The sequence below is a fragment of the Pseudomonas sp. VEM90 genome (assembly GCF_054611535.1).
The window spans coordinates 145,548-168,579 of record NZ_JBTRAR010000003.1 but is presented as its reverse complement, the minus strand read 5'-3'; the positions used below and the strand labels follow the sequence as shown (position 1 = coordinate 168,579).

The following is a 23,032-nucleotide window of genomic DNA, read 5'->3' as shown; positions in this document are numbered from 1 at the left end:
GCTACCTGGCCAGCCGCCGGTAGCGCGTGCCCTGCCCGGAACGGGCAACGAATACCTGATGGAAAGAATGACGACATGAGCGACCTCAAGACCGAATCGCAAGACCTGCAACAGGAAGAAAACGCCCTGATCGCCCTGCGCAAGGAAAAACTTGCCGCCGAGCGTGCCAAGGGCAATGCCTTCCCCAACGACTTCCGTCGCGACAGCTACTGCAACGACCTGCAGAAGCAGTATGCGGACAAGACCAAGGAAGAGCTGGAAGCAGCCGCGATCCCGGTCAAGGTCGCCGGCCGCATCATGCTCAACCGTGGTTCGTTCATGGTTATCCAGGACATGACTGGCCGTATTCAGGTCTACGTCAACCGCAAGACCCTGCCGGAAGAAACCCTGGCCGCGGTCAAGACCTGGGACCTGGGCGACATCATCAGCGCCGAAGGCACCCTGGCCCGTTCCGGCAAGGGCGACCTGTACGTCGAGATGACCAACGTACGCCTGCTGACCAAGTCGCTGCGCCCGCTGCCCGACAAGCACCACGGCCTGACCGACACCGAGCAGCGCTACCGCCAGCGCTACGTCGACCTGATGGTCAACGAAGAAACCCGCCACACCTTCCGTGTGCGTTCGCAAGTGATCTCGCACATCCGCAAGTTCCTCATCGAGCGTGACTTCCTCGAAGTCGAGACGCCGATGCTGCAGACCATTCCGGGCGGCGCCGCTGCCAAGCCGTTCGAAACCCACCACAATGCCCTGGACATGGCCATGTTCCTGCGTATCGCGCCGGAGCTGTACCTCAAGCGTCTGGTGGTTGGTGGTTTTGAGAAAGTGTTCGAGATCAACCGCAACTTCCGTAACGAAGGCGTTTCGACTCGTCACAACCCTGAATTCACCATGCTCGAGTTCTACCAGGCCTATGCCGACTACCGTGACAACATGGACCTCACCGAGGAACTGTTCCGCGAGCTGGCGCAACTGGTATTGGGTTCTACGGACGTGCCGTACGGCGACAAGGTATTCCACTTCGGCGAGCCGTTCGCACGCCTGTCGGTGTTCGACTCGATCCTCAAGTACAACCCGGAGCTGACCGCTGCCGACCTGCAGGACGTCGACCGCGCCCGCGAGATTGCCAGGAAGGCCGGCGCCAAGGTGCTGGGCCATGAAGGCCTGGGCAAGCTGCAGGTGATGATTTTCGAAGAGCTGGTCGAGCACAAGCTGGAACAGCCGCACTTCATTACCGAGTACCCGTTCGAAGTGTCGCCGCTGGCCCGTCGCAACGACGACAACCCGGCCGTTACCGACCGTTTCGAGCTGTTCATCGGTGGCCGCGAAATCGCCAACGCCTACTCCGAGCTCAACGATGCCGAAGATCAGGCCGAGCGCTTCCTGGCCCAGGTGGCCGAGAAGGACGCAGGTGACGATGAAGCCATGCATTATGACGCCGACTTCGTTCGTGCGCTGGAGTACGGCATGCCGCCGACCGCCGGTGAAGGCATCGGCATCGACCGCCTGGTGATGCTGCTGACCAACTCGCCGTCGATCCGCGACGTCATCCTGTTCCCGCACATGCGTCCGCAGGCCTGAGTGAGCTGAACGAGCCGCCTTTCGAGGCGGCTTTTTCTTGCCTGAAGCTTTATGTTGTCAGGGCTGGCCCCTTCGCGGGTGAACCCGCTCCTACAAAGGCCTCAGCAGGCCCTTGCAGGAGCGGGTTTACCCGCGAAGAGGCCGGTACTGACGAAACACTGCCCATGAGGTATCCCCCGTGACACCCGCCATGCCTGACCAAGGCGCCGCCGGCATCGCCACCGCCGTCGCCGAAAGCGTGCAATACCAAGGCCGCAAGACTGCCCGCCAAGGCAGCGAACAGCGTCGCCAGTTGATTCTCGATGCCGCCATGCGCATTGTCGTGCGCGATGGCGTGCGCGGTGTGCGCCACCGGGCAGTGGCCGCCGAGGCCGGCGTGCCATTGTCGGCCACCACCTACTACTTCAAGGATATCGAGGACCTGCTCACCGATACCTTTGCCCAGTACGTCGAGCGCAGTGCGGCCTACATGGCCAAGCTGTGGGCCAACACCGAGGTGGTGTTGCGCCAGTTGCTGGCACAGGGCGATGGCAGCCCGCAGTCACGTGCGCGGCTGGCTGACGACGTGGCGCGCATGACCGCCGACTACGTTCAGCGGCAACTGCTGAACCGCCGTGACTTCCTGATGGCCGAACAGGCCTTCCGCCAGGAGGCGTTATTGTGCCCACGGCTGGCAGAGCTGGTGTGCGCCCATGAACAGATCCTGCTGCACGGCACCCGGCAATTGCTGCAGGTAGTAGGCTCGCGGCAGCCGGAGCAGGACGCACAGATGTTGACGGCGATTATCGAGCAGTTGGAATATCAAGGCCTGCTCAAGGATGCGAATGCGCAAGCCGATGGGCAGATGCTCGCTATGCTTACCCGATACCTGCAGCTGGTGCTGGCATCGGCCTGAGGCGAGAACGACCTTCTCAAGGAGAACCTGATGAAAGCCTGGCGTGTGGTGTTGTTGACTTTGTCATTCCTGCTGCTGGGCGGTTGTCTGGTGACCTTCCATGAGCCCTTGCCCAGCAACCAGGCAGCGCCCAAGGCCCTGCTCGGCAAGTGGAGCAGCAAGGACGCCTGGGGGGAGCCGCTGAAACTGGTGATCAGCCGTAGCGGTGGCGACGCCTACAAGGCGGTGGCCACGGCCAAGGGCAAGGCCCCTGAAGAATACGTGTTCACCGTGTCGCGTCACGGCAACCGCTGGTACTTGTCGGCCGGCGTGCCCAAGCGCCTGGGCGGCAATTTCCTGATTGGCGGCTTCGATATCGTCGATGGCAAGGAACTGGTGGTCTACAACCTGGATGTCGAGCAGGTGCAGCAGGCGGTGGACAAGAAGGAACTGAGCGGTCGTAGTACCGAAGTGCCGGAGGACAACGGCGACGGCGTGCTGATCGACAGCCCGGCGGCGCGGGTGCTGGCCTACCTGGACGACCCGGCCAACTCCGACCTGTTCGTCGAAGTGGCGCGGTTCCAGCGCTCGGGCAAATGACCGTGTTGGCGTCTTCGCGGGCTTGCCCGCTCCCACAGGTATTTCACAGGTATCTGATCCTGTGGTGTCCCTGTGGGAGCGGGCAAGCCCGCGAAGAGGCCGGTACAGGTTTCGTGTACTAGAAAGGAGTCCCCGTTGGACGAATACCAGCAAACCATCCGCGCCCTGTCCGACCGCATCGTCGCGGCCCAGACGCCTATCCGGGTCCTGGACGCGGTGAAGTGGGACGACAACATCCGCTTGGGCTTTCTCAAGGCCAAGGGCAAGGAGCCGCCGGCGGTTGATCGCGCCTACTACCAATCGCGCCCGCTGTCGTTCGACTCCAGCGCGGTCAAGGCCGAGTTCCAGGGCATCGAGCGCGACATCATTCGCCAGTTGGGCCAGTTCAACCCGGTCGGGCAGATCATGAAGCGCATGTGCCGCGAGTACCGCATGGTGGTGCGCATGCTCGAGGCGCGCGGCACCGAGGATTTCGGCCTGATCTCCCAGGAGCTGTACGGCGCCGCCTCGGATGCCTTCCACGCTGGTGACCCGACACTGGCCGACCTTGGGCTGATGCTGTCGGATTACCTGAACAACATCGATGGCCGTGGTGACCTCAAGGATGAGCCAAAGAACCTCACCGCCAAGGAGGCCGTGGAGATCCTCCAGCACCGGCTGAACAGAGTGTTCGGCGAGGCCGAGGGAACCATTCGTGTGTTCGAGTCAGACGGCATCGTCGCTGACGCCGCAGCCGGTGCCGACTACATCAAGGTGCGTGCCGATGCCATGTTCAACACCCGCGATGTGCGCGCCCTGGAGGTGCACGAAGGGTTGGTGCACGTCGGGACCACGCTCAATGGCCTGAACCAGCCGATCTGCACCTTCCTGGCCAAGGGCCCGCCCTCGTCGACGGTAACCCAGGAGGGCCTGGCCATCCTCATGGAGGTGATCGCCTTTGCCTCCTACCCCAGCCGCCTGCGCAAGCTCACCAACCGCACCCGAGCCATCCATATGGTCGAGGAGGGCGCAGACTTCATGCAGGTCTACGGTTTCTTCCGCGAGCAGGGCTTCGAGATGGCGCAGAGCTACAGCAACGCCAGCCGGGTGTTCCGCGGGTCGGTGCCCAACGGCTTGCCATTCACCAAGGACTTGTCCTACCTCAAGGGCTTCATCATGGTTTACAACTACATTCAGTTGGCCGTGAAGAAGGGCAAACTGGAACAGATCCCGTTGCTGTTCTGTGGCAAAACCACCCTGGAAGACATGCGCACCCTGCGCCAACTTGTCGAGGAGGGGCTGGTCGAGCCGCCCAAGTACCTGCCCGAACAGTTCCGCGACCTTAACGCGCTGTCGGCCTGGATGTGTTTCTCCAACTTCCTCAACCACCTGAGCCTGGACCGTATTGAAGCCGACTACGCGAACATTCTCTGAGCACTGCCGTCTGCTGGTCCTGGGCCTGGTCCTGCTGAGCCTTGGGGGCTGCAGCAGCCTGCTGTTCTACCCCGAGCGTGGTCAGGCCTTCACCCCTGAGCGGGCCAAGCTGGAATACCGCGACGTCACGCTGACCACTGCTGATGGCATCCGCCTTCACGGTTGGTGGCTGCCGGCCAAGGCCGGGGTGGAGGTCAAGGGCACGGTGCTGCACCTGCACGGCAACGGCGGTAACCTGCCTGGGCATCTGGGGGGCAGCTACTGGCTGCCGGAGCGGGGCTACCAGGTGTTGATGATCGATTACCGCGGCTATGGCTTGTCTCAGGGCCAGCCAAGCCTGCCGCAAGTGTACGAGGACATTGCCGCAGCCATGGCCTGGCTGGAGCAGGCCCCCGAGGTCAGGGGCAAGCCGCTGGTACTGCTGGGGCAGAGCCTGGGTGGTGCCATGGCCATTCATTACCTGGCGGCACACCCGGAGCAGCGCCAGCGCTTCAGCGCCCTGGTGTTCGATGGCGTGCCGGCCAGTTACCGCGCGGTGGGGCGCTTTGCTCTGAGCACCTCCTGGATGACCTGGCCACTGCAGGTTCCGCTGTCGTGGCTGGTGCCGGACGGCGACAGCGCGATCCACTCGATCGAGCGACTGAGCAGCCCGCCCAAGCTGTTTTTCCACAGCATCGACGACAACCTGGTCCCGATGGACAACGGCATCCGCCTGTATCAGCACGCGCCACCCCCTCGGGTGCTGCAACTGACCCGAGGTGGGCACGTACAGACCTTCGCCGACCCTACCTGGCGCCAGGTGATGCTGCGGTTCCTCGATGACCCCAGCCATTTCAACGGCCTGCGGCGGCTAGCCGAAGTGCCCAATTACCCTGACGAGAAGAACAAGCAATGAGTGAAGAACGCAACGCCATCCCGCTGATCCTGACCGGCGTCGGCAGCATCATCGTGACGGTGGGGGCCTTGTGGTACTACGGTTACCTGCATTTCGCCAAGCCCGAAGATGCCCTGCTGCTGCAGGATTTCACCATGCTCAAGACCATCCCCGGCGAGGACTACAAGGTATCGCTGGACCCGGCGCCGCAAGTGGCCCAGTGCGTCGACGGCGTGCTGGTGCTGTTCGACACCCAGCAGAAAGGCCTGACCGGCGTGCTGGTGGACAACCGCAAGCGTGCGGTGCGCTGCATGGGCGAAGAAACACCACAGCAGGTGCAGTGAGCCATTATCCCTGCTGCCTGTTCTGGCCTCTTCGCGGGCACGCCCGCTCCCACAGGGTCGCGCAAAACTCGAGACTGGCGCCGTACCTGTGGGAGCGGGCGTGCCCGCGAAGAGGCCAGAACAGGCAAAAGAAAGCCCCGCGTCGATCGCGGGGCTTGTCATTTCAGCTAACCAGCCTTACTGCTGAGCCTGGCTCACCGAGCGCGGTGCCACCGGCTGGTTGTCGTTGGAGATGGTCACCTCCACCCGACGGTTCTGCGCACGGCCCGAGTTGCTCGAGTTGTCCGCTACCGGGTACGCCTTGCCATAGCCCTGGGAAACGATTCGCGCCGGATCTACCCCGGCACGTACCAGTGCCATGCGCACGCTGTTGGCGCGGCGCTCGGACAGTGTCTGGTTGTAGTTGGCCGAGCCGACGCTGTCGGTGTAGCCCTCGACGATCACCTTGCGTTCCGGGTTTTCCTGTAGGAACCGCGCCAGCTTGGTGATGTTCGGGTAAGCGCTGCTCTTGAGTTCGGCCTTGTTGAAGTCGAACAGTACATCGCCGAAGGTCACCAGCGTTCCGCGGTCGGTCTGCTTGGCGTTGAGGCTGTCCTGCAGCTTGGCGATCTGCGCGTCGCGGGCATCCAGTTTGGCCTGGGCGCGCTGGGCCGAGGCGTTCTTCAGCTCGGCTTCGGCGGTGCGCAGGGCAATGGTCTGCTTGGCCACTTCGACGCGCTGGTTGGTCAGGTAGGCCAGTTGGTCGACTTTCTTCTCGTCTTCACGGTCCATGTACGCCTTGTCGGCCTTGTTCAGCCAGTCCTGGGCGTCCTTGGTCTCCAGTGCCGCGACCTTGCTCGCTTGCGGGTTGCTCTGCAGCGAAGAGAAGTTGGTGCGGGCCGCTTCCAGATTGGCATTCGGATCGTGCGAGCAGGCAGCAAGACCGACGCTCAGGGCCAGCAGGGCGGGAATCATGACGTGTTTGCGCATAGTGTTCATCCTTTGATCGTGTGCGAAGGCTAAGGTTGGCGGGGCAGGGCTCACTGAACGCTGCGCAGGCCTTCCTCACGTACGTCCTGAACGCCCTGGCGGGCATCCTGCACGGCCTTCTGGGCTTTGGCTGCCTGGGCCTTGCGTTCGGCGAGGCGGGCATCCCACTCGGCCTGTTGGGCCAGGCGCTTGGCCTCGTCGTACTTCTTGTCGTGCATGGCGATTTCGGCTTGCTTGAACTTGTCCTGAGCCGCTTTCATTTCCACGGCGGCGAACTCTGTACCGCCGGCGCTGACGGCGGAGTTCACGGCGGACTGGGTAACGGCATACTGCTCGGTGGGCGGATTGCCCGCACAGCCGGCCAGGACCAGGCTACTGCCCAGTGCCAGCGCGGCCAGCTTGAACCCGCGCACATGAGTGGATGACAGTTTGCTAGTGCGGGTCTTCATGGTGGTCAGCTCCATTGGATCACTCCTGATAACGACGATGTCCGTAGCAGTCCATCGCTCAATCCCTGACAAAACCGCGCGCTTCAGCTCAACGGTGCACGAGGGCAGTGTGCAGGGTTTTAGCGTGATGGCTATTGGCTCCGACTCGGACGTTTTTCGAATAGTTCAGAAAAAAGCGCCGGAATCGGATAACTATTTCTGACTGATCGGTCAGTGCGAATTGCCTGGAACTTTCCCAGGCTGGAGCTGTATTCCGGGCCTTCAGCAGGCCCGGAACGCAGGAGCGCAGGATTATTTGTCGCTGTCGACTGTAGCGTTGCTCAAGTTGTGCAGGTGCTGGCGGGACAGGGAGAGAAAGCGCGGCGTAGGACCGACGTCCTCGTACAGCGGGTCGCCTTCTTCGTCGGTAGCGATGACCTGGCGTCCCTGCACATAGGGGAAGCTGGCCTCCAATTCTTCAAGGGCGGCTGCGACCAGTTCGCCGAGCAGTTCTTCGGCCGTGCGTTTGGGGTACATGTCGATCAGCGCGGCCAGGCGCGCTTCTGACTCCAGGTCCAGGTGCAGGACATGGCCGGTACGGCTAAGGGTACCGGCGGCATTCTGTTCCCAGTGCTGGGCGAGTTCACGGATTTTCATGATGACCTCTGTTGACGCCTGGAAAGGCTGCACTGCATGGGAGTGCTGTGCTTTCACTTTAGTTTGGTTTGGCCGATCACGGCTTGCCATCGTCGCCCGGCTGTGGGCACTCTTGGGGGATACCGCCCCCCCCTGTAGGAGCGGGTTTACCCGCGAACACCGGCAACGCCGGTGCCAGGCACCGCCTTGGGTTGTTCACGGGTTAACCCGCGCTTGCACAGGGCGCGCTGAGGCTGATAGGGATGCAACGGAGAGAGCGCCAATGACCGATATCGATGTGCGTTTGCGTGAAGATGTCCATGTGTTGGGTGAACTGCTTGGCGAAACCATTCGCCAGCAGCATGGCGATGCGTTCCTGCAGAAAATCGAGGACATCCGCCACAGTGCCAAGGCCGACCGCCGCGGCCCTGGTGAGCAACTGAGTTCAACCCTGGCGGACCTGGCCGAAGAAGACCTGCTGCCTGTAGCGAGGGCCTTCAACCAGTTCCTCAACCTGGCCAACATGGCCGAGCAGTACCAGTTGATCCGCCGCCGCGACGCTGACCAACCCGAACCTTTCGAAGCGCGGGTACTGCCCGAGCTGCTGGGGCGCCTGAAGCAGGCCGGCCACAGCAACGACGCCCTGGCCCGGCAACTGGCCAAGCTCGATATCCAGTTGGTGCTCACCGCACACCCCACCGAAGTGGCCCGCCGCACACTGATCCAGAAGTACGACGCGATCGCCGGCCAACTGGCCGCACAGGACCATCGTGACCTGACCCCGGCAGAACGCCAGCAAGTGCGCGAACGCCTGCGCCGGCTGATCGCCGAGGCCTGGCATACCGAAGAAATCCGCCGCACCCGGCCTACGCCGGTAGACGAAGCCAAGTGGGGTTTCGCAGTGATCGAGCATTCGCTGTGGCACGCCATCCCCAGCCACCTGCGCAAGGTCGACAAGGCCCTGCTGGAGGCCACTGGCCTGCGCCTGCCGCTGGAGGCCGCGCCGATCCGCTTTGCCTCGTGGATGGGGGGGGACCGGGATGGCAACCCCAATGTGACCGCTGCCGTCACCCGCGAAGTGCTGCTGCTGGCGCGCTGGATGGCCGCCGACCTGTTCCTGCGCGACATCGATGCACTGGCCGCCGAGTTGTCCATGCAGCAGGCCAGCGACGCCCTGCACAAACAGGTCGGCGACAGTGCCGAACCCTACCGCGCAGTGCTCAAGCGACTGCGCGACCGCCTGCGTGCGACACGCGCATGGGCGCATTCGGCCTTGACCAGCAACCAACCAGCCGGTGCCGACGTGCTGGTGGACAACCGCGACCTGATCGCGCCACTGGAGCTGTGCTACCAGTCGCTGCACGAATGCGGCATGGGCGTGATCGCCGAAGGCCCGCTGCTTGACTGCTTGCGTCGCGCGGTTACCTTCGGCCTGTTTCTGGGCCGCCTGGACGTGCGCCAGGACGCTGCCCGTCACCGTGATGCGCTGACCGAGATTACCGACTACCTGGGCCTGGGGCGTTACGCTGACTGGGATGAGGAGCAACGCATCGCGTTCCTCCAGGCCGAGCTGAAAAACCGCCGGCCCCTGCTACCTGCGCATTTCAAGCCGCAAGCGGACACCGCCGAAGTGCTGGCGACCTGCAGGGAAGTGGCCGCTGCACCGGCCGCCTCGCTGGGGTCTTACGTCATCTCCATGGCGGGGGCCGCCTCGGATGTACTGGCGGTACAACTGTTGCTCAAAGAAGCCGGCCTGACCCGCCCCATGCGTGTGGTGCCACTGTTCGAGACCCTGGCCGACCTCGACAACGCCGGCCCGGTCATGCAGCGCCTGCTTGGCCTGCCGGGCTACCGTGCGGGCCTGCGCGGCCCGCAGGAAGTGATGATTGGTTACTCCGATTCGGCCAAGGACGCCGGCACCACGGCTGCTGCCTGGGCGCAGTACCGGGCTCAGGAAAACCTGGTGCGTATCTGTGCCGAGCATCAGGTCGAGCTGCTGCTGTTCCACGGCCGTGGCGGTACGGTCGGGCGAGGCGGTGGCCCGGCCCATGCCGCGATCCTGTCGCAGCCACCGGGTTCGGTGGCGGGGCGTTTCCGCACCACCGAGCAGGGTGAAATGATTCGCTTCAAGTTCGGCTTGCCGGGCATCGCCGAGCAAAACCTCAACCTGTACCTGGCTGCCGTGCTTGAAGCCACGCTGTTGCCACCGCCGCCCCCGCAGCCGGCCTGGCGTGAGGTGATGGACCAGTTGGCTGCCGATGGTGTCCAGGCCTACCGCGGCGTGGTGCGGGATAATCCCGATTTCGTCGAGTACTTCCGCCAGTCGACGCCAGAACAGGAGCTGGGGCGCCTGCCGCTGGGCAGCCGCCCGGCCAAGCGTCGCGCCGGGGGCATCGAAAGCCTGCGCGCCATCCCGTGGATCTTCGGCTGGACCCAGACCCGGCTGATGCTGCCGGCCTGGCTGGGCTGGGAAACCGCGCTGACGAATGCCTTGGCCCGGGGACAGGGTGAGTTGCTGGCGCAGATGCGAGAGCAATGGCCGTTCTTCCGCACCCGCATCGACATGCTGGAAATGGTGCTGGCCAAGGCCGATGCGCAAATTGCCGAGGCCTACGACGAACGTCTGGTGCAACCGCACTTGCTCCCTTTAGGTGCGCACCTGCGCGACCTATTGTCGCAGTCATGCCAGGTGGTGTTGGGCCTGACCGGGCAGCCGGTGCTACTGGCGCACAGCCCCGAGACACTGGAATTCATTAGCCTGCGCAATACCTATCTGGACCCGTTGCACCGCCTGCAGGCAGAGCTGCTGGCTCGCTCGCGCAGCCGCGAAGCCGCTCTGGACAGCCCGTTGGAGCAGGCCTTGCTGGTGACCGTGGCGGGTATTGCCGCTGGGCTGCGCAACACCGGCTAAGGGCAAGCCCGGGTCGTGTCTGGCGAGTGCCATACAGGCCCGGCACAATGACGGGGAGGGTGGTTGCGCCGGGCGCAACCGCCTGCCCGGTCAGCCGCAAGTGGCGCATTCCTGCAACTTTGGGACGCTTGTCTGGCTGCCGGGCGCTGTGTATCTTGAGCAGCCTTCTGACCGATTTATGGTCATACCCGATTTTCCGGACTTGGCCCTGGTCGCCGAATCCATTGAATTTCATAAAAAAATTTGAGGAGCACAAGATGCGCGTAATTCTGCTGGGAGCTCCCGGGGCCGGTAAAGGTACTCAGGCAAAGTTCATCACCGAAAAGTTCGGTATTCCACAGATCTCCACCGGTGACATGCTGCGTGCCGCCGTCAAGGCCGGCACCCCGCTGGGCCTGGAGCTGAAGAAAGTCATGGATGCAGGCCAGCTGGTCTCCGACGAGTTGATCATCAGCCTGGTGAAGGAGCGCATCGCTCAGCCTGATTGCGCCAACGGTTGCCTGTTCGACGGCTTCCCACGCACCATCCCGCAAGCCGAAGCCATGGTCGCTGCCGGTGTCGACATTGATGCCGTGGTTGAAATTGCCGTGGACGACGAAGAAATCGTCGGCCGCATGGCGGGCCGCCGCGTGCACCTGGCCTCGGGCCGTACCTACCACATTCAGTACAACCCGCCGAAAGTGGAAGGCAAGGACGACGAGACCGGTGAAGACCTGATCCAGCGTGACGACGACAAAGAAGAAACCGTTCGCCATCGCCTGTCGGTCTACCACAGCCAGACCAAACCGCTGGTGGATTTCTACCAGAAGCTGTCGGCTGCCAATGGCGGCAAGCCGAAGTACAGCCACATCGAAGGTGTCGGCTCGGTTGAAGCCATCACCGCCAAGGTCCTGGCAGCCCTGAGCTGAACCGGCGCCTGACGCACCTCGACAACGGCCCGCTTGCGGGCCGTTGTCGTTTGTAGGCCGCACAGCGGCCCCCTCGGGACACAACGCCGCTGCTGCTCTATACTGCCGCTCTTTTTCATTCGCACCTGGATACCCGTTCGATGACCACCCTGCTGGCCCTGGATACCGCCACCGAAGCCTGTTCCGTCGCGCTGCTGCATGACGGCAAGGTAACCAGCCACTACGAGGTGATCCCGCGCATGCATGCCCAGAAGCTGCTGCCGATGATCAAGCAACTGCTGGCCGACGCTGGCGTGGCACTGAATGCGCTGGATGCCATTGCCTTTGGCCGCGGCCCGGGCGCGTTCACTGGCGTGCGTATTGCCATCGGTGTGGTGCAAGGCCTGGCCTTTGCCCTCGAACGCCCGGTGCTGCCGGTGTCCAACCTGGCCGCACTGGCCCAGGGTGCATTGCGCGAGCATGGTGTGCAGCAGGTGGCAGCGGCCATTGATGCACGCATGGATGAAGTGTACTGGGGTTGCTACCAGGCCACGGCGGGCGAAATGCGCCTGGTCGGCCGTGAAGCCGTGTTGCCGCCCGAGCAGGTGGCGCTGCCGGCAGGCAGCAATGGCGAGTGGTTCGGTGCCGGTACCGGATGGGGCTATGCCGAGCGCCTGGCGGTTCAGGTGGCCGCGAGCAACCCTGGCGCCTTGCCCAATGCCCTGGACGTCCTCAGCCTGGCCACCTTCGCCTGGGCGCGTGGCGAGGCAATCGTCGCCGAGCAGGCGCAGCCGGTTTATCTGCGCGATAATGTAGCCACGCCCAAGAAGCACTGAGTGCTGTTCGTCGGTTATCGCCGAACACACTAAAACCTTTTGCGCGATCTGTGGTCCAGTTATCACTCAAGCATTAGCGACGGAACCCTGATGCTGCTAAATTGCCATCATTGGTCCTGAGTGCTCATGCCATGCGTATCGACGGTTTCTCATCGCAGTCCTACCCGCTCAAGCGCACCTCGCGCAAAGCAGCGGTGCGTGACCAGGCCATCGACGATGCCGAGGTAATCGAGGAGGCAGAAGCCGCCCCGCAGGAAACCACCGCCCGCCGCCCTGGCGGTGGCCTGCCAGCCCGCCAGCAGGACATGGTTTTCCCTCGTGCCCGTGACCGCCGCACCGCCACCGCACTGGCCAGCTACCTGAGCACTGCCGGTTTTACCGACTGGGACATGGAAGTACTGGGGCTCGACCTGTACATTTGATGGATGAATCCGTCACCACTGCCTTACTTTCTCGGTTGCCCGTCGTGGAGCGAAAACGCCTGGCGCGACTACCTGTACCCCGCCGACGCCAGCAGTAATCAAATGCTTGGCTTCTACAGCCAGGTCTTCAACGCCGTCGAAGGCAACACCACTTTCTATGCACGTCCCGCGCCCGGTACCATTGCCCGCTGGGCGCAAGTCATGCCCGAGCACTTTCGCTTCACTGCCAAGTTTCCGCGGGATGTCAGCCATGAGGGCGACCTGCGTGACCAGCTTGAGCCTGCCTTCGACTTCACCCGGCTGATGGCCCCGCTGGGCCAGCGCGTGTCACCCTACTGGCTGCAGTTGCCGGCCCAGTTTGGCCCGGCGCGCCTGGGTGAGCTTTGTCACTTCCTCGATCAGATCGCCGTGCCCGTGGCCGTGGAAGTGCGCAACCAGGCCTTTTTTGCCAAGGGTGAGGAAGAACGCCTGCTCAATCGCCTGCTGCACGAACGCGGCGTGGAGCGCATCTGCCTCGACCCGCGCGCGCTGTTCAGTTGCACCTCGCGCGACCCTGCCGTGCTGCATGCGCAGTCGAAGAAGCCCAGGGTGCCACCGCGTCCGGCAGCCTTCAGCCAGCACCCTCAGGTTCGCTTCATCGGCCATCCGGAACTGGAGGCCAACCACACCTTCCTCGGCCCTTGGGTAGAAAAAGTCGCCGCCTGGATCGAAGAAGGCCGCAATCCCTATATCTTCCTGCACACCTCGGACAATCGCCTGGCTGCGGCGCTGGCCCAGCGTTTCCATCAGCGGCTGATGGCACGGCTGCCGGGCCTGGCACCTTTGCCGGAATTGCCGCGCGCCCCTGAGGTCGAACAATTAGGGCTACTCTGACCTTTCCCTGACTGCCGGAGGTTGAACCATGGATGTGCAAACCCTGCGAGCTGAGGCCTTCAAGGCTTTACACGAGCGCGACGGCGCGTTCGTCATCCCCAACCCGTGGGATGCCGGCTCCGCCAAGTTGCTCGCCAGCCTGGGTTTCGAGGCACTGGCCACTACCAGTGCAGGCCTGGCCTTCAGCCTGGGCCGGCCAGACGCCGAAGGCGCCTTGAGCCTGGACGATACGCTGGACAATGCCGGCGAGATCGTCGATGCCACCGCGCTGCCGGTGGCCGCCGATCTGGAAAACGGTTTTGGCGATTTGCCCGAAGACTGTGCCCAGACCATTCTGCGTGCCGCCGAAGTCGGCCTGGTAGGCGGCTCCATCGAAGATGCCAGTGGCCGCAGTGATGCGCCCATCTATGACTTCGGGCTGGCCGTGGAGCGCGTGCGCGCCGCTGTGCAGGCGGCGCGTGGCCTGCCATTTCCGTTCACCTTGTGCGCCCGGGCAGAAAACCTGCTGCACGGGCGCATGGACCTCGATGACACGATCTTGCGCCTGCAAGCCTACGCCGAAGCCGGTGCCGACGTGCTCTACGCCCCGGGGCTGCGTACCGTGGAGGAAGTCCGTGCCGTGGTGCAGGCAGTCGCACCGCGCCCTGTGAATGTGCTGATGGGCATGGCGGGCGTGCAGCTCAACGTCAACCAGTTGCAGGACCTGGGCGTGCGTCGCATCAGTGTGGGCTCCTCGCTGGCCCGTGCTGCACTCGGGGCCTTTCACCGAGCCGCGCTGGAAATTCGCGATGAGGGCACGTTCGGCTACGGTGAGCAGGCCATGCCGTTTGCCCAACTGAACGACCTGTTCCGCCGCTGATGCGGGCATTGCTGGCGATATTGGCCGGCCTGCTGACGGTGGCCGGCCTGGCCTGGCACTTCGGCTGGCGCCTGCCTGCCCTGTGGAACCCCTGGGCGCCGCTGGACGTGCGCCAGCCGCCCAACCTGCTGACCCCCTACAAACTGTCGCGCCTGCGCAATGACCCGGCGCTGTGCCGGCAGGCGCTGGAAACCAGCCACCTGCGTTACCGGGCACAAGCCGACAGCCCGGCGTCGGCCAACTGCCCGCTGCAGAACGTCTGGCGCATCGAGGGCGGCCAGGCGCGGCTGAGCAGCAGCTTTCTGGCCAGTTGCCCGCTGGCGGTGGCCTATGCACTGTTCGAGAACCATGGCTTGCAGCCGGCGGCGCAGGAAGTGTTTGGGCAATCGGTGACGCAGGTCGATCACCTGGGCAGCTTTGCCTGCCGCAATGTCTACCATCGCAAGCAGGGCCGATTGAGCCAGCACGCCACGGCCAATGCGCTGGACATCAGCGGATTTCGCCTGAAGGACGGCCGGCGCATTATTCTGGCGCGTGACTGGCAGGCAGGTGGACAGAAGGCGGAATTCCTGCACCGGGTGCAGCGGGCAGCTTGCGAGAGCTTCAGCACGGTACTGGGGCCGGACTACAACGCTGCGCACCGCAACCACTTCCATCTGGACATGGGGCGCTGGCAGATCTGTCGTTAGCTTCAGGCGTACGCGCGCACGTTGTTCAGCACCACTGGGCGCGCCCAGTGGATGTCGAACTCCAGGTCATTCTGCTGCTTGGCCAGGGTGGCTTCGTCGAACGGCTCGGGTGCCGGGTCCAGCAGGTTGGTCTCGAGCTCGGCAATGGGCAGGAACAATAACCGTGGTGTGGGGCCCGGGCCAGGCTCGGCAATGGGCTGGCCCTGGCTCATTACCACCGGACGCAGCCAGCTGTTGTTGATGTCGAGCTGACGCTGCTGCTCGATCAGTTCAATGGCGCTGAACGGCTCGGGCGCGGGTGGCAGCAGCTTGGCCTCGAGCTCGGCCTTGGGCAGGAAAAGCGGCTCGGGCGGTGCCACCACGGTGTCTTGCACCGGGCAGGCGCGCTGGGCGTCGATCAGGGCCAGGGCACGGGCCCCGCCGATGGGTTCGCCGCTGTCCTGATCGTACTGCACGAACGACTGGCTGACGCCGTCTACGGGCTCTTCCTGCTGCTCGGCCATGGCCCGGGCAAAGAAATCCTGCCACAGGTGGCTGACGCCCCCGAGTGCCTGGGTGTTGTGCTGACTGTAGTTGCCGACAGGCGACAAATAGGTCAAGCCGATGGGAAGAGTATCTGACATGGCAGTCGTGCGCGCTGTGCTCTGGCAGAATAGCGGGATATTGCCTGTATCGGCCGTGGTTGCCGATTCATTAAGGGCTTGGTTTGATTTTTCGGGTGTGAACGATGGAAGAGCAAGGCACGGGTATCAGGGTCGAGACAATGACAGCTGAGTATGCGCAACAGGCCAGGGCGTGGGCTGAACGCCTGGGCCTGCCGCTGCAGGACGATACCGCCGGCTTCGCTGTGCAGGTGGGCGCCGACGGCTTGCAGATTCAGCAACTGGGCCCGCAGGCGCCCGGGCCGGTGCGCGTGGACTTCGTCGAAGGCCAGGCTGCGCATCGCCGCCAGTTTGGCGGTGGCAACGGGCAGATGATCGCCAAGGCCGTGGGCATTGCCCAAGGTATCCGGCCGCAGGTGCTGGATGCCACGGCGGGGCTGGGCAAGGACGCGTTCGTGCTGGCCAGCCTTGGCTGCCAGATGACCCTGATCGAGCGCCAGCCGCTCATTGCCGCGCTGCTGGAGGACGGCCTGGCGCGGGCGCGAGCGGACGAAGAAGTGGGCCCGATTGTCGGGCGCATGCGCCTGCTGACCGGCAACGCCATCGAGCGCATGCGCGCCTGGGAAGGGGAGGCGCCGCAGGTGATCTACCTCGACCCGATGTTCCCGCACCGCGACAAGAGCGCCCTGGTGAAAAAGGAAATGCGCGTGTTCCGGCCTTTGGTGGGCGATGACCTGGATGCCCCGGCGCTGCTCGAAGCCGCCCTGGCGCTGGCCAGCCACCGGGTGGTGGTGAAGCGCCCGCGCAAGGCACCGATCATCGACGGGCCGAAGCCCAGCCACAGCCTGGAAGGCAAGTCGAGCCGCTATGACATTTATCCGAAGAAGGCGTTGAAGGCCTAGTCTCCACGCAGGCGCCTCAGGCGTTCTTTCAACTCTTGGTCTACAAAGTCTTCCGGGATTGAAGGGTCAATGGTTGAAGGGCCGCCAAGTATATCTTCAGCGGTTTTACGGCTAGGGCCGGAGTAGACTGGAATTTCACCATGTAGCTCTTGAGTAAGTGTAAAGTTAAAACGACCGTTCTGGTCAGCTGACAACTTTTTCAATGTTGCGTGTTGCCGATCAAGCGTGCTTAATTCTTGGAGCACATTTTCCGTTGTATGAGGAGCGTCATATTTAAGTCCAAGTTCTAGTTTTTTTTCAGATCTGAGTTGGCGCTTGCTGATGGATTTTGAGAGCTTATTGTATTCATTTCTAGATAGGTTAGGTCTGCGCTCATCCAGACGTGGAGCCAGCTTCTTGTATGAGTAGCCACCATTTAACTTTTTGTACAGCCTTCCGAAAAATCTGCCGCTAGGGTCCACTCTGTTGATGGGGTCGTTACCGCAATAGGCATAGGCATTGAGACCACCTTTTCCGAACGGGGAAAAGCTGTCCGCACTGTGAAAGCGCATCAGTCTTGAATTGAACAGACGGTGACCATTACCTAGCAAGTAACCTATGGCAGAGGGTAACCAACTCTGGCCTGTGAATCGAGATAGTAAGGGGTTGGTAGGCGGGCAATTGTCATTGCCGTAAGGGCTGTAGTTAATGTTCCTCTGGCTTTTCGAGCCAATGCTGACTGTTGACTCTTGTGCGTCGGTGGCCAATAGACGTACTTGTGGAGGGGTATTTGTCGTTTCGCTTAGATTCCGGTTATTGGCGCTGAGCAATGTCTGGTGAGTACTCCCTGTATGCCAGGTTGAAAGCTTATTATCCTTATAGAAAAAAATCAGTGTGTGCGCTGGCATGGTGATGCGTTCATGTTAATGAGTTAGATATGAACCTACCGGGAGTTTTTCTGTTTGGCTACTGGCAGAAATGCTAGGTAGGGGCATTGGTTAAACAGGTTCGGCTGATTGGCGAATATGGCCCGTTGTGCGCCTCTATCGCGACACAAGGCCCCCTACAATGGCCTGTGTCCAACATCGATCAGTGTGTAGGAGCGGGTTTACCCGCGAATATGGTGGCGGCAGCAACGGTGAACGGCTGGTAGAAATTGGCCGGCAGACCCGGCCCTTTCGCGGGTAAACCCGCTCCTACAGGGAGACGTGATAGGTGTTTTCAGGGTGGAAAGCCCGCAAGAATACTTCTACCACCTCTCGCACATGCGCCTCGGCCTCATCTCCCTCCAGCGGCCCCGCACAACCCAGCAGCAAGCGGTAATCTGGCGCCCCCTTGACCAGGCAGAAGAAGTGCTCCGCCGCCCTCAATGGGTTGTCGATGCGCAGCAGCCCGCGCTCGTGGGCCCCGCGCAGCAGGGCTTCCATCCCGGCCAGCACGCGCTTGGGCCCGGCCTCGTAGAAGTACTCGCCAAAACTCGGGTCCAGGCTGCCCTGGGCCATGATCAGGCGGCTGAGCTTGATCGCTTCGTCACTGCTGATAAGCGCCTGGAAGTTGCGGGCAATGGTCAGCAGCACTTCTTCCACCGGTACCCCCTCGGGATACTCGAACAGCAGGTCAGGCAACTGGATCTGGCAGGTGGCCATGACCGCCGAGCAGAACAGGGTCTGCTTGTCGGTGAAGTGGCTGTACACGGTGAGCTTTGAAACACCTGCCGCCGCAGCGACCGCATCCATGCTGGTGTTGGCGTAGCCAAGGCTGAGGAACAGCGTCTTGGCCGCTTCGAGGATCGCCTCGCGCTTGGCCAGGTCCTTGGGCCGGCCTGGGCCGATGGGTGCGTCGTTGGACATTGTGGTCTGCATCTGGTTGAAGGATCACCATCTTAACGGGTCAGGCGCCATCCGGCGAAAGCCAGGCTGCATTACCTGCTCACCGCACGCTTGAAAAACCAGCGCACACCCTTCCCGCCATCCTTTCGCTGACTTAATATACCCGTCAGTACAAATATTAAATGTGCACTCCGCGAAAGGATTCATCATGTTGCGCCATGCCTTGTCCATCGCTCTGCCCGCCGCTGCTGCCCTGCTTCTGGCGGCGTGTGGCCAGGAAGCCGCCCCACCCGCAGCACCGCGCCCGGCACTGGTGGTTCAGCCACAGCCGGCCGAAGCCGCTGCCGACAGTTACCCCGGTGAGGTGCGTGCGCGTTTCGAACCGGAGCTTGCCTTCCGCATTGGCGGCAAGGTCAGCAACCGTTTGGTCGAGGAAGGGCAGCGGGTCAAGGCCGACCAGCCGCTGGCCGAACTGGACCCGCAGGACGTGCATCTGCAGCTGGAAGCCAACCGCGCCCGGGTGGCCGCTGCGCAGGCCAATCTGTCGCTGGTGCGCGCCGAGCGCGACCGCTACCAGAAGCTGCTGGAGCGGCAGATGGTCAGCCATTCCCTGTACGACAATGCCGAAAACCTCTACCGCGCAGGCCTTGCCCGTCTGAAGCAGGCCAAAGCCGAGTTCGATGTGGCTGGCAACCAGGCCGAATATGCCGTATTGCGTGCGCCGCAGGCCGGGGTGATCGCCAAGCGCCAGGTTGAAGTGGGCCAGGTGGTCGCCGCCGGGCAGACCGTGTTTACCCTCGCCGCCGATGGCGAGCGAGAAGTGGTCATCGGCCTGCCGGAACAGCAGTTCGCTCGCTTCGCTGTGGGTCAACCGGTGAGCGTGGAGCTGTGGTCGCACCCGCAGGCACGTTTCCAGGGGCGCATTCGCGAGCTGTCACCGGCTGCCGACCCGCGCTCGCGCACGTTCGCGGCGCGCGTCGCCTTTACCACGGCCGCCGTTCCGGCTGAGTTGGGCCAGAGCGCCCGGGTGTTCATCGCCAAGGATGGGCTGATCCCGCTGTCGGTACCGCTGTCGGCAGTGACTGCGGAAAACGGTCAGGCCTATGTCTGGCGGGTGAACAAGGAAAGCCGCCTGGAGCGGGCGACCGTGCGGCTGGGGGCATATGGCAGCGACAGTGTGCCGGTGCTCGAAGGCCTGGACCCGGGTGACTGGGTGGTTGCCGCTGGTGGCCATGTACTGCGCGAGGGCCAGGAGGTACGCCCCGTGGACCGCAGCAACCGTGTAGTGAACCTGGCGGCCAAGGAGTAAGTCCCGATGGGTTTCAACCTTTCTGCCTGGGCGCTGCGCAACCGCCAGATCGTCCTGTTCCTGATGATCCTGCTGGCCGCCATTGGCGCCATGTCGTACACCAAGCTTGGCCAGAGCGAGGACCCGCCATTCACCTTCAAGGCTATGGTCATCCGCACCCTGTGGCCAGGCGCCAGCGCCGAAGAAGTGTCGCGCCAGGTGACCGAGCGCATCGAGAAGAAGCTGATGGAAACCGGCGAGTACGAAAAGATTGTCTCGTTCTCTCGCCCCGGTGAATCGCAGGTCACTTTCATGGCCCGCGACTCGCTGCATTCCCAAGACATCCCTGAGCTGTGGTACCAGATTCGCAAGAAGGTTGCGGACATTCGTCATACCTTGCCACCGGAGATCCAGGGCCCGTTCTTCAATGACGAGTTCGGCACTACCTTCGGCAATATCTATGCGCTGACTGGTGAGGGTTTCGATTATGCGCTGCTCAAGGACTACGCCGACCGTATCCAGATCCAGCTGCAGCGGGTCAAGGATGTGGGCAAGGTCGAGCTGATCGGCCTGCAGGACGAGAAAGTCTGGATCGAGCTGTCCAACCTCAAGCTGGCGACCCTCGGGGTGCCCCTGGAAGCTGTGCAGAAGGCGTTGCAAGAGCAGAACGCGGTGAGCACCGCCGGTTTCTTCGAGACGCCCAGCGAGCGCCTGCATCTGCGGGTGAGCGGGCGTTTCGACAGCGTCGAGCAGATCCGCCAGTTCCCCATTCGCGTGGGTGATCGCACCTTCCGGATTGGCGATGTCGCCGAGGTGCACCGTGGCTTCAACGACCCACCCGCACCACGCATGCGCTTCATGGGCGAGGATGCCATTGGCCTGGCAGTGTCGATGAAAGACGGTGGCGACATCCTGGTGCTGGGCAAGGCCCTGGAAGGCGAGTTCGAGCGCCTGGCGCACAGCCTGCCGGCCGGCATGGAGCTGCGCAAGGTCTCGGATCAACCGGCGGCGGTGAAGGCTGGCGTGGGGGAGTTCGTCCAGGTGCTGGTCGAGGCGCTGGTCATTGTGCTGTTGGTGAGCTTCTTCTCGCTGGGCCTGCGCACCGGCCTGGTGGTGGCGCTGGCCATTCCGCTGGTGTTGGCCATGACCTTTGCCGCCATGCATTACTTCGGCATCGGCCTGCACAAGATTTCCCTCGGCGCACTGGTGCTGGCCCTGGGCTTGCTGGTGGATGACGCGATCATTGCCGTGGAGATGATGGCGATCAAGATGGAGCAGGGCTACGACCGGCTCAAGGCGGCCAGCTATGCCTGGACAAGTACGGCCTTCCCGATGCTCACCGGTACGCTGATCACGGCAGCAGGCTTTCTGCCGATTGCCACCGCGGCCTCCAGCACGGGCGAATACACCCGGTCGATCTTCCAGGTGGTAACCATCGCTCTGCTGACCTCGTGGGTGGTGGCCGTGGTGTTCGTGCCTTATCTGGGCGAGCGCCTGTTACCCGACCTGGCCAAGCTGCATGCCGCGCGGCATGGCAAGGACGGCCATGCGCCAGACCCATACGCCACCCCGTTCTACCAGCGCGTGCGACGGCTGGTGGAGTGGTGCGTACGGCGGCGCAAGACGGTAATCCTGCTGACCATCGCTGCCTTTGTCGGCAGCATCCTGCTGTTCCGCTTCGTACCCCAGCAGTTCTTCCCGGCTTCCGGGCGCCCGGAGCTGATGGTTGACCTGAAGCTGGCCGAAGGCGCCTCGCTGGCCAATACCGCCGAGCGGGTCAAGCAGCTGGAGGCGCTGCTCAAGCAGCAGGACGGTATCGACAACTACGTGGCCTATGTGGGCACCGGTTCGCCGCGCTTCTACCTGCCGTTGGACCAGCAACTGCCGGCAGCCAGCTTTGCCCAGTTCGTGGTGCTGGCCAAGTCGATGGAAGACCGCGAGCGCCTGCGCAGTTGGCTGATCAGCACTGTGGACCAGCAGTTCCCCGACCTGCGTGCCCGGGTCACGCGCCTGGAAAACGGCCCGCCCGTGGGCTACCCGGTGCAGTTCCGGGTCACTGGCGAGCATATCGAGAAGGCCCGTGCACTGGCCCGTGAAGTGGCTGACAAAGTGCGCGAGAACCCGCATGTGGTGAACGTGCATCTGGACTGGGAGGAACCCAGCAAGGCGGTGTTCCTCGAAATCGACCAGGACCGCGCCCGGGCGCTGGGTGTGAGCACCGCGCACCTGGCGAGCTTCCTGCAAAGCTCGCTGATCGGCACCACGGTCAGCCAGTACCGCGAGGACAACGAGCTGATCGAGATCCTGCTGCGCGGCACCCCCCAGGAACGCAGTGAGCTGGGCAACCTGGGTAGCCTGGCGTTGCCCACCGACAATGGCCGGAGCGTGGCGCTGTCGCAGGTGGCGACCCTGGAGTACGGCTTTGAAGAAGGCATCATCTGGCACCGCAACCGCTTGCCGACGGTGACCGTGCGTGCCGATATCTACGACCAGGAGCAGCCGGCGACGCTGGTGAAGCAGATTCTGCCGACCCTGCAGGACATCCGCGCCAAGCTGCCCGATGGCTACCTGCTGGAGGTGGGCGGCACGGTGGAGGACTCCGAACGGGGGCAGAAATCGGTGAATGCCGGCATGCCACTGTTCGTCGTGGTAGTCCTGAGTTTGCTGATGATCCAGCTGCGCAGTTTTTCGCGCACGGTGATGGTGTTCCTCACCGCGCCGCTGGGGCTGATTGGTGTGACCCTGTTCCTGCTGGTGTTCCGTCAGCCGTTCGGCTTTGTCGCCATGCTTGGCACCATTGCCTTGGCGGGGATGATCATGCGCAACTCGGTGATCCTGGTGGACCAGATCGAGCAGGACATCGCAGCGGGGATGGAGCGCTGGCAGGCGATCATCGAAGCCACCGTGCGGCGCTTCCGGCCGATTGTGCTGACCGCGCTGGCGGCGGTGCTGGCCATGATCCCGTTGTCGCGTAGTGTGTTCTACGGGCCGATGGCGGTGGCGATCATGGGCGGGTTGATCGTGGCCACGGTGCTTACACTGCTGTTCCTGCCGGCGTTGTATGCGGCGTGGTTCAGGGTGAAGAAGGGCTGAAGGCCGCAGGGGGAGGGCTTGGCCCTCCCTTCGCGGGTGAACCCGCTCCTACGACGGCCTGTGTCCAACCCCGCCGCCGTGTAGGAGCGGGTTTACCCGCGAATACGGTGGCGGCAGCAACGGTGAGCGGCTGGTGAAAATTGGCC

At 63.2% G+C, this 23,032-nt stretch carries 22 protein-coding genes; 16 read left to right on the top strand and 6 right to left on the bottom strand.

The features are described 5' to 3' along the window. Window positions 1–75: 75 nt before the first annotated feature. From lysS to ACYCCG_RS04895, 6 genes are all read left to right on the top strand, one after another. Complete coding sequence (gene lysS, locus ACYCCG_RS04920) at window positions 76–1,578, top strand: lysine--tRNA ligase (RefSeq protein WP_209963893.1); 1,503 nt, start codon at window positions 76–78, stop codon at window positions 1,576–1,578. 190 nt (window positions 1,579–1,768) lie between these two features. After that, a complete protein-coding gene (locus ACYCCG_RS04915) occupies window positions 1,769–2,473 on the top strand; it encodes a TetR/AcrR family transcriptional regulator (protein ID WP_209963896.1) in 705 nt (234 codons plus the stop codon). Window positions 2,474–2,503: 30 nt separating this feature from the next. Further along, entirely contained in the window at window positions 2,504–3,052 is a 549-nt protein-coding gene (locus tag ACYCCG_RS04910) for a hypothetical protein (protein ID WP_014592169.1), read from the top strand. Between the two features lie 135 nt (window positions 3,053–3,187). Continuing rightward, window positions 3,188–4,465 carry a flavohemoglobin expression-modulating QEGLA motif protein gene (locus tag ACYCCG_RS04905; protein WP_339534144.1) on the top strand — a complete coding sequence of 426 codons (1,278 nt, stop codon included), beginning with the start codon at window positions 3,188–3,190 and terminating at the stop codon, window positions 4,463–4,465. Beyond that, window positions 4,437–5,360 (top strand): alpha/beta hydrolase, encoded by a 924-nt coding sequence (locus tag ACYCCG_RS04900; RefSeq protein WP_339534142.1) that lies wholly within the window; start codon window positions 4,437–4,439, stop codon window positions 5,358–5,360. Before ACYCCG_RS04905 ends, ACYCCG_RS04900 begins: the two co-directional genes overlap by 29 nt. After that, window positions 5,357–5,683, top strand: a complete 327-nt coding sequence (locus ACYCCG_RS04895) for a hypothetical protein (RefSeq protein WP_003252219.1) — start codon at window positions 5,357–5,359, stop codon at window positions 5,681–5,683. Before ACYCCG_RS04900 ends, ACYCCG_RS04895 begins: the two co-directional genes overlap by 4 nt. 177 nt (window positions 5,684–5,860) lie before the next feature. Here ACYCCG_RS04895 and ACYCCG_RS04890 read toward each other — a convergent pair whose 3' ends face one another. The 3 genes from ACYCCG_RS04890 to ACYCCG_RS04880 all read right to left on the bottom strand — a co-directional run bounded on the left by ACYCCG_RS04890 (window position 5,861) and on the right by ACYCCG_RS04880 (window position 7,737). Then, window positions 5,861–6,652, bottom strand: a complete 792-nt coding sequence (locus tag ACYCCG_RS04890) for an OmpA family protein (protein ID WP_176682731.1) — start codon at window positions 6,650–6,652, stop codon at window positions 5,861–5,863. A 50-nt stretch (window positions 6,653–6,702) separates the two neighbouring features. Beyond that, window positions 6,703–7,116, bottom strand: coding sequence for a DUF4398 domain-containing protein (locus ACYCCG_RS04885; RefSeq protein ID WP_020190164.1), 414 nt, complete (start codon window positions 7,114–7,116; stop codon window positions 6,703–6,705). Between the two features lie 276 nt (window positions 7,117–7,392). Next, entirely contained in the window at window positions 7,393–7,737 is a 345-nt protein-coding gene (locus tag ACYCCG_RS04880) for a hypothetical protein (RefSeq protein WP_021785939.1), read from the bottom strand. A 262-nt stretch (window positions 7,738–7,999) separates the two neighbouring features. Here ACYCCG_RS04880 and ppc point away from each other — a divergent pair, with 262 nt between their 5' ends. The 7 genes from ppc to ACYCCG_RS04845 all read left to right on the top strand — a co-directional run bounded on the left by ppc (window position 8,000) and on the right by ACYCCG_RS04845 (window position 15,193). Next, window positions 8,000–10,627, top strand: a complete 2,628-nt coding sequence (gene ppc / locus ACYCCG_RS04875) for a phosphoenolpyruvate carboxylase (protein WP_209963905.1) — start codon at window positions 8,000–8,002, stop codon at window positions 10,625–10,627. 257 nt (window positions 10,628–10,884) lie between these two features. Then, complete coding sequence (adk, locus tag ACYCCG_RS04870; RefSeq protein WP_004575467.1) at window positions 10,885–11,535, top strand: adenylate kinase; 651 nt, start codon at window positions 10,885–10,887, stop codon at window positions 11,533–11,535. Window positions 11,536–11,675: 140 nt separating this feature from the next. Then, window positions 11,676–12,350, top strand: a complete 675-nt coding sequence (tsaB, locus tag ACYCCG_RS04865) for a tRNA (adenosine(37)-N6)-threonylcarbamoyltransferase complex dimerization subunit type 1 TsaB (protein ID WP_003252230.1) — start codon at window positions 11,676–11,678, stop codon at window positions 12,348–12,350. Between the two features lie 131 nt (window positions 12,351–12,481). Beyond that, window positions 12,482–12,772, top strand: coding sequence for a hypothetical protein (locus tag ACYCCG_RS04860; RefSeq protein ID WP_084850406.1), 291 nt, complete (start codon window positions 12,482–12,484; stop codon window positions 12,770–12,772). Between the two features lie 3 nt (window positions 12,773–12,775). Continuing rightward, a complete protein-coding gene (locus ACYCCG_RS04855; protein WP_459669579.1) occupies window positions 12,776–13,645 on the top strand; it encodes a DUF72 domain-containing protein in 870 nt (289 codons plus the stop codon). Window positions 13,646–13,673: 28 nt separating this feature from the next. After that, on the top strand, window positions 13,674–14,504 hold the full coding sequence (locus ACYCCG_RS04850; protein ID WP_339442967.1) for an isocitrate lyase/PEP mutase family protein: 831 nt from the start codon (window positions 13,674–13,676) through the stop codon (window positions 14,502–14,504). After that, window positions 14,504–15,193 carry an extensin-like domain-containing protein gene (locus tag ACYCCG_RS04845; protein ID WP_274147770.1) on the top strand — a complete coding sequence of 230 codons (690 nt, stop codon included), beginning with the start codon at window positions 14,504–14,506 and terminating at the stop codon, window positions 15,191–15,193. The genes ACYCCG_RS04850 and ACYCCG_RS04845 overlap by 1 nt, the downstream gene beginning before the upstream one ends. Before the next feature lie 2 nt (window positions 15,194–15,195). Here ACYCCG_RS04845 and ACYCCG_RS04840 read toward each other — a convergent pair whose 3' ends face one another. Next, on the bottom strand, window positions 15,196–15,816 hold the full coding sequence (locus ACYCCG_RS04840) for an energy transducer TonB (RefSeq protein ID WP_459669577.1): 621 nt from the start codon (window positions 15,814–15,816) through the stop codon (window positions 15,196–15,198). Between the two features lie 104 nt (window positions 15,817–15,920). Between ACYCCG_RS04840 and ACYCCG_RS04835 the strand changes: the two genes are divergently transcribed. Then, entirely contained in the window at window positions 15,921–16,697 is a 777-nt protein-coding gene (locus ACYCCG_RS04835) for a class I SAM-dependent methyltransferase (RefSeq protein WP_459669575.1), read from the top strand. Here ACYCCG_RS04835 and ACYCCG_RS04830 read toward each other — a convergent pair. Together ACYCCG_RS04830 and ACYCCG_RS04825 are read right to left on the bottom strand one after the other, a co-directional pair. Further along, on the bottom strand, window positions 16,694–17,584 hold the full coding sequence (locus ACYCCG_RS04830) for an RHS repeat-associated core domain-containing protein (RefSeq protein WP_339442966.1): 891 nt from the start codon (window positions 17,582–17,584) through the stop codon (window positions 16,694–16,696). The two genes, ACYCCG_RS04835 and ACYCCG_RS04830, sit on opposite strands and share 4 nt — an antisense overlap. Window positions 17,585–17,872: 288 nt before the next feature. Next, a complete protein-coding gene (locus tag ACYCCG_RS04825) occupies window positions 17,873–18,538 on the bottom strand; it encodes a TetR/AcrR family transcriptional regulator (protein WP_209963928.1) in 666 nt (221 codons plus the stop codon). Window positions 18,539–18,713: 175 nt separating this feature from the next. Between ACYCCG_RS04825 and ACYCCG_RS04820 the strand changes: the two genes are divergently transcribed. After that, window positions 18,714–19,814 carry an efflux RND transporter periplasmic adaptor subunit gene (locus tag ACYCCG_RS04820; RefSeq protein WP_209963930.1) on the top strand — a complete coding sequence of 367 codons (1,101 nt, stop codon included), beginning with the start codon at window positions 18,714–18,716 and terminating at the stop codon, window positions 19,812–19,814. A 6-nt stretch (window positions 19,815–19,820) separates the two neighbouring features. Beyond that, window positions 19,821–22,886: an efflux RND transporter permease subunit gene (locus tag ACYCCG_RS04815; RefSeq protein ID WP_209963933.1), complete on the top strand. Its 3,066-nt coding sequence runs from the start codon at window positions 19,821–19,823 to the stop codon at window positions 22,884–22,886. The last annotated feature ends 146 nt before the right edge of the window (window positions 22,887–23,032 follow it).

Bases quoted from the DNA above. Each gene is read 5' to 3' on its own strand.
- tsaB (WP_003252230.1), top strand. From the start codon at position 11,676: ATGACCACCCTGCTGGCCCTGGATACCGCCACCGAAGCCTGTTCCGTC.
- ACYCCG_RS04845 (WP_274147770.1), top strand. From the start codon at position 14,504: ATGCGGGCATTGCTGGCGATATTGGCCGGCCTGCTGACGGTGGCCGGC.
- adk (WP_004575467.1), top strand. From the start codon at position 10,885: ATGCGCGTAATTCTGCTGGGAGCTCCCGGGGCCGGTAAAGGTACTCAG.
- ACYCCG_RS04850 (WP_339442967.1), top strand. From the start codon at position 13,674: ATGGATGTGCAAACCCTGCGAGCTGAGGCCTTCAAGGCTTTACACGAG.
- ACYCCG_RS04820 (WP_209963930.1), top strand. From the start codon at position 18,714: ATGTTGCGCCATGCCTTGTCCATCGCTCTGCCCGCCGCTGCTGCCCTG.
- ACYCCG_RS04915 (WP_209963896.1), top strand. From the start codon at position 1,769: ATGCCTGACCAAGGCGCCGCCGGCATCGCCACCGCCGTCGCCGAAAGC.
- ACYCCG_RS04825 (WP_209963928.1), bottom strand. From the start codon at position 18,538: ATGCAGACCACAATGTCCAACGACGCACCCATCGGCCCAGGCCGGCCC.
- ACYCCG_RS04835 (WP_459669575.1), top strand. From the start codon at position 15,921: ATGGAAGAGCAAGGCACGGGTATCAGGGTCGAGACAATGACAGCTGAG.
- ACYCCG_RS04860 (WP_084850406.1), top strand. From the start codon at position 12,482: ATGCGTATCGACGGTTTCTCATCGCAGTCCTACCCGCTCAAGCGCACC.
- ACYCCG_RS04910 (WP_014592169.1), top strand. From the start codon at position 2,504: ATGAAAGCCTGGCGTGTGGTGTTGTTGACTTTGTCATTCCTGCTGCTG.
- ACYCCG_RS04815 (WP_209963933.1), top strand. From the start codon at position 19,821: ATGGGTTTCAACCTTTCTGCCTGGGCGCTGCGCAACCGCCAGATCGTC.
- ACYCCG_RS04885 (WP_020190164.1), bottom strand. From the start codon at position 7,116: ATGGAGCTGACCACCATGAAGACCCGCACTAGCAAACTGTCATCCACT.
- ACYCCG_RS04840 (WP_459669577.1), bottom strand. From the start codon at position 15,816: ATGTCAGATACTCTTCCCATCGGCTTGACCTATTTGTCGCCTGTCGGC.
- ACYCCG_RS04895 (WP_003252219.1), top strand. From the start codon at position 5,357: ATGAGTGAAGAACGCAACGCCATCCCGCTGATCCTGACCGGCGTCGGC.
- ACYCCG_RS04830 (WP_339442966.1), bottom strand. From the start codon at position 17,584: ATGCCAGCGCACACACTGATTTTTTTCTATAAGGATAATAAGCTTTCA.
- lysS (WP_209963893.1), top strand. From the start codon at position 76: ATGAGCGACCTCAAGACCGAATCGCAAGACCTGCAACAGGAAGAAAAC.
- ACYCCG_RS04855 (WP_459669579.1), top strand. From the start codon at position 12,776: ATGAATCCGTCACCACTGCCTTACTTTCTCGGTTGCCCGTCGTGGAGC.
- ACYCCG_RS04890 (WP_176682731.1), bottom strand. From the start codon at position 6,652: ATGCGCAAACACGTCATGATTCCCGCCCTGCTGGCCCTGAGCGTCGGT.
- ppc (WP_209963905.1), top strand. From the start codon at position 8,000: ATGACCGATATCGATGTGCGTTTGCGTGAAGATGTCCATGTGTTGGGT.
- ACYCCG_RS04880 (WP_021785939.1), bottom strand. From the start codon at position 7,737: ATGAAAATCCGTGAACTCGCCCAGCACTGGGAACAGAATGCCGCCGGT.